8 protein-coding genes are annotated in these 11,511 nt (G+C 73.5%); 4 read left to right on the forward strand and 4 right to left on the reverse strand.

Annotation, left to right across the window (positions count from 1 at the left end; all coding sequences use genetic code 11):
* Positions 1-11: 11 nt before the first annotated feature.
* The 3 genes from J5Y10_RS20125 to J5Y10_RS20135 are packed head-to-tail and all read right to left on the reverse strand — an operon-like array spanning position 12 to position 3,049.
* Complete coding sequence (locus J5Y10_RS20125; protein ID WP_209375895.1) at positions 12-377, reverse strand: c-type cytochrome; 366 nt, start codon at positions 375-377, stop codon at positions 12-14.
* Positions 377-2,575 (reverse strand): xanthine dehydrogenase family protein molybdopterin-binding subunit, encoded by a 2,199-nt coding sequence (locus tag J5Y10_RS20130; RefSeq protein WP_245214905.1) that lies wholly within the window; start codon positions 2,573-2,575, stop codon positions 377-379. Before J5Y10_RS20130 ends, J5Y10_RS20125 begins: the two co-directional genes overlap by 1 nt.
* Before the next feature lie 21 nt (positions 2,576-2,596).
* The gene (locus J5Y10_RS20135; RefSeq protein ID WP_209375897.1) at positions 2,597-3,049 is read right to left on the reverse strand and encodes a (2Fe-2S)-binding protein; all 453 of its coding nucleotides are present in this window, start codon (positions 3,047-3,049) and stop codon (positions 2,597-2,599) included.
* A gap of 300 nt (positions 3,050-3,349) precedes the next feature.
* Between J5Y10_RS20135 and J5Y10_RS20140 the strand changes: the two genes are divergently transcribed.
* The 4 genes from J5Y10_RS20140 (at position 3,350) to J5Y10_RS20155 (ending at position 8,689) form a co-directional block, all read left to right on the forward strand.
* Positions 3,350-3,958 (forward strand): helix-turn-helix domain-containing protein, encoded by a 609-nt coding sequence (locus tag J5Y10_RS20140; RefSeq protein WP_209375898.1) that lies wholly within the window; start codon positions 3,350-3,352, stop codon positions 3,956-3,958.
* A gap of 9 nt (positions 3,959-3,967) precedes the next feature.
* Positions 3,968-4,789: a sensor histidine kinase gene (locus J5Y10_RS20145; RefSeq protein ID WP_209375899.1), complete on the forward strand. Its 822-nt coding sequence runs from the start codon at positions 3,968-3,970 to the stop codon at positions 4,787-4,789.
* 130 nt (positions 4,790-4,919) lie between these two features.
* On the forward strand, positions 4,920-7,682 hold the full coding sequence (locus tag J5Y10_RS20150; RefSeq protein ID WP_209375900.1) for an ATP-binding protein: 2,763 nt from the start codon (positions 4,920-4,922) through the stop codon (positions 7,680-7,682).
* 26 nt (positions 7,683-7,708) lie between these two features.
* Positions 7,709-8,689, forward strand: a complete 981-nt coding sequence (locus J5Y10_RS20155) for a Bug family tripartite tricarboxylate transporter substrate binding protein (RefSeq protein ID WP_209375901.1) — start codon at positions 7,709-7,711, stop codon at positions 8,687-8,689.
* On the opposite strand, the gene J5Y10_RS20160 is transcribed toward J5Y10_RS20155, so the two are convergent.
* On the reverse strand, positions 8,686-11,472 hold the full coding sequence (locus tag J5Y10_RS20160) for an ATP-binding protein (protein WP_209375902.1): 2,787 nt from the start codon (positions 11,470-11,472) through the stop codon (positions 8,686-8,688). The genes J5Y10_RS20155 and J5Y10_RS20160 overlap by 4 nt on opposite strands.
* Positions 11,473-11,511: the final 39 nt, after the last annotated feature.

Raw genomic sequence — 11,511 nt, forward strand, 5'->3', positions numbered from 1 at the left:
CCCGGGAAACATCAGGGCGCCGGGCTGCCCTGCAGGAAGGCGATGATGTCGGCCCTGTCGGCCTCCCCCGCCACGCGCACCGCCATCCGCGTGCCCGGCACCTTGCCCGTGGGGTTGGCGAGGTAGGCGTCGAGCTGGTCTGGGGTCCACTGAATGCCGGCGCCCTTCAGCGCGGGCGAGTAGCCGAACCCCTGCGCGGAAGCGGCGGCACGCCCCACCACCCCCTGTAGATGCGGCCCCACGCCGTTGCGGGGCTGCGCCACCTGGTGACAGACGGCGCACTGCCGCTGGAACAGGGTCTTGCCCTTGTCCGCATCGGCGGCGAAGGCCGGGACTGACAGCGCGACGAGGACCATCGACAGGAGGAAGGGGCGCATCAGACGGCTCCGAAGCGGGTCTTGGAGAGGGGAAGGCTGCGGACGCGCTGGCCGGTGAGGGCCGCGACCGCGTTGGCGACGGCGGGCGGCACCCCCGGCAGGCCGGGCTCGCCGATGCCGCCCATGGGCGCGCCGCTCTCGACGATGCGCACGTGCACGCGCGGCATCCGCGTGCGGTTCAGGATGGGGTAGGCATCGAAGTTGCGGGCCTGCGGCGCACCCTTCTCGTAGACCACCTCCTCCAGCAGGGAGGAGGAGAGGCCGAGCGCTACCGCCGACTGCACCTGGTTGGTGATGATGGCCGGGTTCACGACCGAGCCCGGGTCGATCGCCACCCAGACCTCGTGGACCTGCACCTCGCCCTCCGCGATGGAGACTTCGGCGATCGTCGCCACCTCCGTATTGAAGGCGCTGGCCAGGGCGACGCCGCGCGCGCGCTTCCCACCCTCGGCCTCGTATGGGCCGCGCTTCCAGCCCCCGGAGAGGTCGCCCACGGCCCGCAGCAGGTCGCGCTGGCGCGGGCTGTCCTTCAGCAGCTCCATCCGCAGCGCGAAGGGGTCCTTGCCCCCGGCCGCCGCGATCTCGTCCAGGAAGGATTCGTAGAAGAACTCGTTCATGGAGTGGCCGACGGAGCGCCAGAAGGCGATCACCGCGGGCTGGGGGTGCTTCACGCAGTCAATACGCCGGTTGGGAATGGCGTAGGGCCGCTCCACGATGCCCTCCACCATGGAGGGATCCACGGGCGGGTTGCCCATGGCCGCGCCGAAGTAGCGGCCGATCGGCCCCTCCCCGACCACCGCGACGTGCAGGGCCACGGGCATGCCGTTCGCGTCCAGCCCGGCCCTGAAGCGGGTAAAGCCCATGGGGCGCACCGCGTCGCGCGCGAATTCCTCCTCCCGGCTCCAGATCACCTTCACCGGGCGCCCCACCGCCTTGGCGAGCTGGATGGCCTGCTGAAAGGGGTTGGCGAAGTCGTAGAGGAAGTGGCGGCCGAAGAAGCCGCCGAGCATGGGGGAGTGCAGCTTCACCTGCTCCGGCCTCAGCCCCGCGACCTGGGCGGCGGCCCCCTGGAACAGCTCCGGCATCTGGTTCGGCAGCCATAGCTCCAGCGTGCCGTCCGCGTTGAAGCGCGCGAGGGCGGAGGGTGGCTCCAGCTGCGCGTGGGAGAGGTAGGGCGCGTCGTACTCCGCCTCGATCATCTTCGCCGCGCCGCGCAGCGCCGCCTCGGCGTCGCCCTTCTCCTCCGCCACCGCGCCCGTGCCGCGCTCGGCCCTCAGCGCGGCCAGCATGCCGGCAGAGGAGAAGTCCTCGGGCAGTCCGCCCTGTCCGGGCTTCCAATCCACCTTCAGCGTCTCCACCGCGCGGCGGGCGCGCCACCAGCTGTCGGCGACCACCGCTACGGCGTCCTTCAGCCGGTGGATGGAGTGGACGCCGGGCATGGCGCGCACCTCCGCCTCGTTCAGGAAATCACCCGCCTCCGCGCCGATGCGCGGCGCGTGCTGCACGGCGGCCTGCAGCATGCCGTCCACGCGGGTGTCGATGCTGTAGGCAGCGCGGCCCGTGGACTTGTCGCGCATGTCCAGCCGGGCGAAGGGCTTGCCGATGTAGCGGAAGGTCTTCGGGTCGCGCAGCCTCACGCTCTCGGCCGGGGGCAGCGCCATCGCCTCGCCAGCCAGGGCGGCGTAAGTCAGGCGGCGGCCGCTCCCCCGGTGCAGCACCTGCCCGTTCTCGGTCACCAGCTGCTCCGGCCGCACCTTCCAGCGCGTGGCGGCGGCGCGCACCAGCATATCCCGCGCGGTCGCCCCCAGCCGCCGCATGATCGCGTAGGAGGATCGGGTGGAGGAGGAGCCGCCCGTCATCCGCATCCCGTCCACCACCGCGTAGTCGAGCCCGGGCGGCGCGCACTCCACCTCAAAGCGCGCGGGATCGACGTCCAGCTCCTCCCCCATGATCTGCGCCATGGTGGTGGCGATACCCTGCCCGCCCTCCACGAAGGGAGAGAGCAGCCGGAAGCGCCCGTCCGGGTGGATCTCCAGGAAGGCGCTGACGCGCGTGCCCGGGGGCGGCGGGGTGGCACCCTCCGCACGGGCCATGCGCCGGGGCAGCGAGGCCCCGAGGACCAGGGCTCCGAGCGTCACGCCGAGGCCGCGCCGGGAGAGGCGCGGGCCCGCAGCCGCGCGCGCGAAAGGTGGGATCATGCCGTCCATCTCCGCCCCTCCTCAAGCCGCCGAGGCGGCGTGGCGGACGGCGTCCGCGATGTTGTTGTAGGTGCCGCAGCGGCAGAGATTCGTCATCGCGGCGGCGATGTCCTCGTCTGTCGGCTTCGGCGTCTGCTGCAGCAGCGCGGTGGCGGCGATCACCTGGCCGGACTGGCAGTAGCCGCACTGCGGCACCTCCCCACCCACCCAGGCCGCCACGACCTTCTTGCCCACCGGCAGCGTCTCGATCGCCTCGATGGTGGTGATCTGCGTGCCCACCGCGCTCTCCACGGGCGTGACGCAGGAGCGTGTGGCCTGCCCGTCCAGCAGCACGGAGCAGGCGCCGCACTGGGCGATGCCGCAGCCGTACTTCGTGCCGGTCATGCCGAGCGTGTCGCGCAGCACCCAGAGAAGGGGCGTATCGCCCTCCACATCGACATGGCGGGTCGTGCCGTTGATGGTCAGCTCGATCATGCGGCCTCCTGGGATAGTGCTTCGGCGTCCTGCGCCACTCGAGGCGCGCGGACGGGAAGCGGCGACAAGGCCCGGACCCTAGGCCCCGCTCCCCCTGGCGGACTTGTCGTTTTCGCTTCCCTCAGCACGTGGGCGCTTTCCCGCCCGGGGCGGGCCGAAAAGGCGGGTGCAAAAACGGGGGGCGGGACTTTTAACACCGCTTTACTCACGCCCCCCGCGGCGGCGGGGGCATGAGACTGGCACGGGTCGCACCGCGCCGAGGACGGCAAGGGGCGGGCCCGGGCAGGAAAGGGCCGCCCCATGCAGACGAGCTTCGCCAACCCGGTCGCCGCCGGTCACCTCATCCCCGCCAGCCACATCGAGCGGCTGGCCGCGCTGCTGGACGCGCCGCAGGGCCACGCCGCCGCCGATGCGCGGGCGCTGCAATCCGTGCTGCTGCGGGCCAACGCCATGGTCTCGGCCATGCTGCGCGCCGAGCCGGAGCCGCGTCCGCTGCCCACGCCGCGCCGCGGCTGCGCGGGGCTGGCGCCGTGGCAGCAGAAGCGCGTGCGCGACTTGGTGGAGGAGCGGATGCACGAGAGCCTCTCCGTGGTCGAGATGGCCGCCGCCGCGCGGCTGAGCCGCAGCTTCTTCTCCCGCGCCTTCAGCGCCTCCTTCGGCTGCTCGCCGCACGCCTACGTCATGGATCGGCGCATCGCCCGCGCGCAGGCGCTGATGCAGGAAGGGGATGAGCCGCTCGCGCAGATCGCCGTGGCCTGCGGGCTCTCGGACCAGGCGCACCTCTCCCGCCTCTTCCGCCGTCACGCGGGCATGACGCCCTCCGCCTGGCGCCGGCGCGCGCAGGTCGGGCGCGGCAGCACGCCGTCCCGCGGCATCGTGGACGGGAACGCTGCGCTGGCGGTGGGCTAGGGGCTGGCCATGTGGGTCCAGGCCCTGCCGCCCTCCTACTCCGACCTGCCGATACAGGAGGTGCTGTTGATCGAGCCAGCCATGCCCCGCGCCGCGCAAGGGCGGGAACGGGACGTGCTGCACGGTGACCTGCGGCGCCTGGCCGCGCTGGGGGAGATGACGGCCGCGGCGGTGCACGACTTCAACAACCTCCTCCAGGTCGTCGTCAGCGCGCTCCGCGTGATCGAGGGCCAGCTGGACCCGGTGCCCGCGCAGGAGGTGAAGGACCTCTTCGCCCAGGGGCTCTCGGCCGCCCAGCGCGCCGCCTTCCTTTCGCGCCGCCTGCTCTCCTACGGCACGGCTAGCGGGGGCGCCGCCGCGCGTCTGGAGATCGGCGCGGCGCTGCGTGGCTCAATGCCGATGCTGGGCTGGATACTCGGCGGCCGGATCGGGCTGCGGCAGGCGCTGCACGAGGAGCCCATGGTGGTGGAGTGCTGCGCCAACGAGCTGGAGCAGGTGCTGCTGAACCTCGCCGCGAACGCGCGGGATGCCATGTCCGGTGCGGGCACCCTCACGCTCCGCAGCGAGATCGTGCCTGCATCTTCGCTCTCCTGGCCCACCCGCAGCGTGGTTGCCGTTTCTGTCGTGGACGACGGGTGCGGCATGCCGGAAGATGTGCAGGCGCGGGCCTTCGATCGCTACTTCACCACGAAGGGTGCCGAGGGGTCGGGAATCGGCCTCTTCGCCGTGCGGGAGTTCGCGCGGAGGAACGGGGGCGACGCCTGGCTCCGCAGCGCCCCGGGCCAGGGCACCACGGTGACGGTGGCGCTGCCCTGCCGGCCGCTGGACTAGGGGCTGCCATGCCCGTGGCGGTTTGCCACGGCCTTTTTGCGGGTGCTAAATGCGACGGACCTGATCGAGTGATGACCTCGCGCCGGGGGCGGCCTGCCGTTTCCTTCCGGGGTCGGAGGGCCACGGCTGCATGGCACGAGAGAGTTTCGTCTTCGGCTCCTTCCGCCTCGATCCCGCGCAGCAGCTCCTGACCAAGAACGGGCACCCGCTGGCGCTCGGCGCCCGCGCCCTGGCCATCCTCGCCCTGCTGGCGGAGCGCGCGCCGGAGACGGTCGGCAACGCGGAGATCATGGCCCGCGTCTGGCCGGGGATCTTCGTGGAGGACGCGAACATCCGCGTCCACGTCTCCGGGCTACGGAAGGCGCTCGGGGAAGGCCACGGCATCGTCAACCATCCCGGCGCCGGCTACGCCCTCTCCACGCCGGTGCGCCGGTGCGGCGAGGAAGCCGGCGCGGCGCTGCCCGACGCGGCCGCAGCGCTGCTGGGGCGGGAGGAGGCGCTCGCCCACCTCTCCGAATCCCTCGCCCGGCACCGTCTCACCACCGTCATCGGGCCCGGCGGCATCGGCAAGACCAGCTTGGCCCTTTCCACGGCGCAGGCCGTCGCCGGGCGCTTCCCGGAGGGCGTGCACTTCGTCGATGTCTCGCCGCTGCAGGACGCTTCGCTCCTCACCGGCCGCGTGGCCTCGGCGCTGGGGCTGCGTCTGGCCGACGCCGATTCCGCGGCGGAGCTGGCGGCGGCGCTGCGCGACCGCGCGCTGCTGCTGGTCCTCGACAACCTCGAGCACGTGGTGGACGCCGCCGCCGTGCTGGTGGAGGAGCTGCAGGCCGGCGCGCCGGGCCTGTGCATCCTCGCCACCAGCCGGGAGCCGCTGCGCGCGGAGGGCGAGCACCTCTACCGCCTGCCGCCGCTGGGCCTGCCGCTGGCCGGGGAGGCGGAGCGCGACCCGGCGGGCGCCATGCGCCTCCCGGCCATGCGCCTCCTCGTGGAGCGCGCGGCGAGCAACGACCCGCCCTACGCCCTGTCGGAGTCCGAGGCGCCGCTCGCGGCCCGGCTCTGCCGCGCGCTGGACGGGCTTCCGCTCGCCATCGAGCTGGCCGCGGCACGGCTGGGCAGCTTCAGCCTCCCCGCCCTCCTGTCGCACCTTGACGAGGCGCTCTCCACCCCGCTGGAAGGGGCCGGCCCCGCGCAGGCGCGGCATCGCACGCTGACCGCGACGCTGGACTGGAGCTACGGCCTGCTGCCGCCGGCGGAGCGCGCGCTGCTGGATCGGTTGGGCATCTTCTGCGGTGCCTTCTCGCTGGAGGCGGTGGGCGTCGTCGCCGCGGATGGCGACGACGAGGCGGTAAATGGACCGCGCCTCGGCGCCGCCATGGCGGTCGCGGGGCTTGCGGAGCTGATCGACAAGTCCCTCGTCGTCGCGGACCTCAGCGGCGAGCAGCCCTGGTACCGCCTGCTCGACACCATGCGGCACTACGCGCAGGGCAAGCTGGCCGGCACGGCGCTTTCCGCCCGGCTCTCCCGCCGCCACGCGGTGCGCGTCCTCGCACGGCTCGCCGAACTGGCCACACCGAGCGCCCTGCAGGCGGAGCAGCGGCAGGCGGCGAACCGACGCCTTCTGGACGACGTGCGCGGCGCGCTGGACTGGGCGTTCTCGTCCTCGGGCGATCTCGGGCTCGGCCTCTCGCTCGCTACCGCCGCGGGGCCCTTCTACCTCCAGCTCTCCATGGCCGGGGAGTTCCGCCGCCAAGCCGGGCGCGCGCTGGACGCTATCTCCGCCGCGCCCGATCAGCACCAGGCCGCCGAGATGGGCCTACTGCTCACCCTCGGCAGCGCGATCTACAACACGGATGGGGCGACGCCCGCTGTGTTCGACGCCTACTCCCGTGCCCTCGCCCTCGCCGAGGCGCTGGGCGACGTGGCGGCCAAGCGGCGCAGCCTTTGGGGGCTGTGGCTGCACGCCTTTGGCCTCGGCCACTACGCCGAGAGCCTGACTTATGCCCAGGCCTTCAGCGCCTGCACGCCGCCGGAGGAGGATCCGCTGCACGTGCGGGACCGGATCCCGGCCATGTCGCTGCACCACATGGGCGAACTGCGCCCGGCGCGCGAGCTGGCCGAGCAGGCGCTGAGGCGCCGGCCGCCGCAGGGCGGCAACGTCCTCGGCGGCTACCAGTTCGAGCACCGGGTCGCCATCCTCGGCGGCCTCTCGCGCGTGCTCTGGCTGCAGGGCCACGCCGACCAGGCGCGGGCGGCCGCGCGGGACAGCCTGGAGGAAGGGCTGAAGGGCGGCCACGCCCTCTCGATCCTCTTCACGCTCAATCTCGGCCAGTGCTTCATCGCTCACGTCAGCGGCACGCCGGAAGATGCGCGGGACGCGGCCGAGCTCATGCTTTCCACCGCGCGCGGCAATGCGCTGCCCTATTGGCTACGCTACGGCCAGGTCTATCGCCGCGCCGCGGCGGTGGGGTTCGGAGAGGCGCTGGATGACGAGGCAGCATTCCTGCACGGCCCCCCCTGGAACAACGGGCAGGTGGAGCTGATCGCGACGCTCGGCCTCGGTTACGCTCACCCGCAGGGTTTCGCGCGGTTCGAGGGCGGAGAGGTCTTCTGGGGCTTGCCGGAGGTGTTCCGCCTGGAGGCGGGGCGACTGGCCGGTCGGGATCCCGCGGGCGCCGCCGCCCTTCTCGACCGCGCGGACGGGATCGCGGAGAGGCAGGGCGCCCTGGCCTGGAGGCTGCGGATCGCGATCAGCCGCGTCCGGCTCCTCGGGAGCGGGGCCGGCTCAGCACGGGCGTTGGAAGCGGTGCTGTCGCGCTTCACCGAAGGATTTGATACGCCCGATCTCGTCGCGGCACACCGGATGCTTTCCTCGGCGACGATGCGGGCGGGATGACGCGTACTCCTTCAGATGAGGCTGGCGTGAAGAGCGGAACTGGACGGCGAATCCTCGGTGTGGCCGTCATCGGCGGAGCACTTGCCCCCCTTATCCCGGCGGCGAGGGCCCAGACAGCCGACCGCCCGATCCGCATCCTGGTCCCCGGCGCGCCGAGCACGCAGCCCGACCTCGTCGCGCGCATCCTGGCCGAGGAGATGGGGCGGCAGCTCGGCCGCGCCGTGGTCGCGGAGCCGCGCCCGGGCGGGAACGGCATCGTCGCGGTGAACGCGCTGAGGCAGCAGCAGTCGGACGGGGGGGTGCTGATGCTCGGCGGCGGTTCCGTGCTGACCTACAACCCCGCGCTCTACGCGAACCCACCCTATGATCCCCTGCGAGATTTCAGCGCGATCGGCCTCGTCGCCAATTCCCCGATGACCCTGGTCGCCAGCCGCCGTAGCGGCATCGCGACCGTTGCAGACCTGCTGGAGAAGGCGCGTGCGCGGCCGGAGGCGCTGACCTTCGCCAGCGGCGGCTATGGGCACTCGACCCACCTGGCGATGGAGATGCTCTGCGACGTGGCCGGCATTCGCCTGACCCATGTGCCCTTCCCGACGCGCTCGCCCCTGCCGGAACTGCTGTCCGGCGCCATCGACCTCGCGACCGGTCCCGTCAGCAGCAGCCTGCCCTCGGTGCGCGCCGGGGAATTGGTGGCGGTGGCGGTGCTGTCGCCCGGGCGGGTGCCCGCGCTGCCCGACATACCCACCCTGCGCGAGGCCGGGCTGGACTGCCCGCTGGTGCCCGTGTGGTACGCGGTGGTCGGCCCGGCGGGCATGCCCGAAGACATCACGGCCCGGCTCAGCGCCGCGATCGGCGCCGCGGTCGCGTCCCCGGCCTTGCAGGCCCGGATGGCCGATCTCCAGATCACCCCGCTGGTCGGCAACCCGGCGCAGGTTGGGGAGAAGATCAGGACCGAGGCGGCGGCCTGGTCGCCCTTCGTCCGGAAGATCGGGTTGTCGATCGGCTAGGCCGCTTCCAGCGCTTTCCGGGCTGCCATCAGGTCCGGCATGTCGCGGCCCTCGTCGAAGGTGGTGAGGAGGGGCGTCAGCAGGTCCTCTGCCCGGCCGTGCTCCCCCTGGCCTCGCCAGAGCCTGGCGAGGCTGGTAGCGCTGCGGAGCGCCCAGGCGCGCAGCGCCCCCCGCTCCGCCAGGGCCAGCGCTTCGCGCAGGACGCGCTCCGCGGCCCGCGCGGCCCCGGGCTCGCCGCCGGCGCGGCGGAGGAGGTTCTCGGCCTTGGCGCGCAGCAGCTCCGGCGCGCACCAGGCGGCCTGCCCCGCCTCGGCCCGCGCGATGGTGGCACTGTCGGCCAGGGCCGGGTTCATCGTGGCCACGACTTCCAGGTGATAGGGCGTCAGCTCCAGTTCCCTCGGTAAGCTGGGCACCTCGCCGGGCCGGACGGAGAGGCTTCCGAAGAGGCGCGCCCAGCCGTGCCAGTAGGGCATGCGGTGGCGCAGGGCGGTGGCGGCCAGCTGCTCCACCCGCTCCGGCGCCGCCGGGTCGCCCGTCCAGACGGCGATGGGAACCCCGGCCTGGGTCAGGGCGTAGCAGAGCGAGAGCGCGTCCTCCGCCGCTTCTGCCGCCGCCAGTGCCGCCCCTGCCGCCGCCCGGGCCGCGTCGAAGCGACCATCCAGCCAGAGCAGCCGTGCGTCCAGCACGTGCACCGCGGCGGCTTGGTCGATCATGAGGCCGTAGGGACTGGTGTCCAGCCTCGCGCGGAGGTGGTGCATGGCCAAGTCGGCGTGCCGCCGCGCCTCCCGCTGGTCGCCGGCATAGTGCAGGGTCAGCGCGGCCACCCGGTGGTGCGCCTGCCGCAGGTCGGAATCCGGAGGCGTCCCGGGCGGGATGCGGGCGTCCATCTCCGCCGAGAGGCGCACGGCGCCGGCCGTGTCGCCCGCCATGATGCAGGCCATCCACAGCCCGCCCACGGCGCGGATCGCCGCGCCGCCCTCGCCGATCCGGTCGGCGATCTCGATGGCCCGGCGCAGCGGCTCCGCGACCAGCGCCACCTCCCCCGTGTTTCGCAGGATCGTCATGCCGGCGGCGACGTGCAGCCGCAGGGCGGCCAGGGTCTCCCCCTGGCCGGAGGCCGTCAGGCGCGAGAGGGCCAGCTCCAGGCGGTGGCGGTACTCGGCCGCGAGGTTCAGGCCCAGCCAGAGCGGGCCGGAGCCGGCAAGGAGACTCAGGCCGATCTCCACCTCTCCCTCCGGTCCGAAGGCCCAGTCCACCGCGGCGCGCAGGTCGTCCGCCAGCCCGGCATGGGCCGTGCGCCAGGCGGAAGGAGACATGCCCGGGCGCATCGCCTCGGCCGCGCCCACCCTCTCCAGCACGTGCAGGGCGTGGAGGCGGTGCAGGGCCGGAGCCTCGCCGCTGGCCTCCAGCTTCTCGGCGGCATAGGCCCGTGTCGTCGCCAGCAGCCGCCGCAGCGGCCCGCCATCGCCCTCCCCCTCCACGCGGTGCAGCAGCGACTTCGTCTCCAGCCGCACCAGCGCGCGCCCGGCGTCTATGGAAACGTCCTCTCCCGTCACGGTGACGGCGGAGGTGACGGAGAAGGGGCCGCGGAAGACGGAGAGCCGCCGTAGCAGGCGCTGATCCGCCGGGGAAAGGGCGTCGTGGCTCCAGTCCAGCGTCGCCCGCATGGTCCGGTGCCGCCCCGGCGTGCTGCGGCGTGAAGAACCTGGGGCGGCCAGCTGGTCGGCCATCCCCGCCGCCAGCCCGGCGATGCCGAACATGTCGATGCGCGACGCCGCGAGGGCGATGGCGAGCGGCAGCCCGTCCAGCTTCCGGCAAAGCAGGGCCAATCCGGCGGCGTCAGAATCTTTCGGGCTGAACCCGCCCAGCCGGGCCGAGGCGCGCTCCACGAAGAGCTGGGCGGCGGGGTAGGCCATCACCTCCGCCGCGTCCCGCGGTTCCGTCTCCGGCGGCACCTCCAGCGGCGCCAGCCGGTGCAGCCACTCCCCCGCCGCGCCCAGCGGCTCCCGGCTGGTCACCAGCAGGCGCAGCGCCGGGCTGCGCTTCAGCAGCCGCTCGGCGAGGCGCGCGGCGGCCTCGGCCAGGTGCTCCGCGCTGTCCAGGATCAGCATCGTCTCGCCCCGCAGAGTGGCGCCGATCTCCTCCACCGGGTCCAGCCCCGGCGTGCCCAGGCCGAGCGCGCCGCCCGCCGCGGCCGGCAGCAGCGCGGGATCGGAAAGGGCGGTGAGGTCGAGGAAGCGCAGGCGCCGCCCGTGCCGGGCCGCCCAATCCCCGGCGGCGGCCAGGGCAAGGCTCGTCTTGCCAATGCCGCCGATGCCGGCCAGCGTGATCAGCCGCCGGTCCTCCAGCCGCTCCGCCAGTAGCGCCAACTCCCTCTCCCGCCCAATCAGCCGCGTCAGCAACGGCGGCGGGCGGCCGGATTCCTCATCCGGCAGGCCCGCCACCAAGGGCGGGGCCGAGAGGCGTCGAACAGGCAGGGTGAACTGGTAGCCGCGGCCGGGGATGTTGAGGATCGCCCCCTGGCCCTCCGGCACCGCCGCCAGCGCCTTGCGAAGCGCCGTCATCTGCACGCGCAGGTTCGCCTCGCCCCGCGCGCCGCCGGGCCAGGCGCTCTCCATCAGCGCGGCGGCGCCCACCACCTCGCCGGGTTGTGCTAGCAGGGCCGCGAGGAGGCTCCGCGCCGGCCCGCCCAGAGTCACCGGCGTACCGTTCAGCAGCAGCGTCCGGGCGGCCGGGTGGAACAGGAAGTCACCGAAGGCGAGGGGCTCGTCGGCCGTCGTCAAACCTCATCCACTCCGCATCGTCGCGCGGCCGGGCTTCGT

This window comes from Roseomonas indoligenes (genome assembly GCF_017813365.1).
Lineage (GTDB): Bacteria > Pseudomonadota > Alphaproteobacteria > Acetobacterales > Acetobacteraceae > Roseomonas > Roseomonas indoligenes.

Bases quoted from the DNA above. Each gene is read 5' to 3' on its own strand.
- J5Y10_RS20125 (WP_209375895.1), bottom strand. From the start codon at position 377: ATGCGCCCCTTCCTCCTGTCGATGGTCCTCGTCGCGCTGTCAGTCCCG.
- J5Y10_RS20130 (WP_245214905.1), bottom strand. From the start codon at position 2,575: ATGATCCCACCTTTCGCGCGCGCGGCTGCGGGCCCGCGCCTCTCCCGG.
- J5Y10_RS20135 (WP_209375897.1), bottom strand. From the start codon at position 3,049: ATGATCGAGCTGACCATCAACGGCACGACCCGCCATGTCGATGTGGAG.
- J5Y10_RS20140 (WP_209375898.1), top strand. From the start codon at position 3,350: ATGCAGACGAGCTTCGCCAACCCGGTCGCCGCCGGTCACCTCATCCCC.
- J5Y10_RS20145 (WP_209375899.1), top strand. From the start codon at position 3,968: ATGTGGGTCCAGGCCCTGCCGCCCTCCTACTCCGACCTGCCGATACAG.
- J5Y10_RS20150 (WP_209375900.1), top strand. From the start codon at position 4,920: ATGGCACGAGAGAGTTTCGTCTTCGGCTCCTTCCGCCTCGATCCCGCG.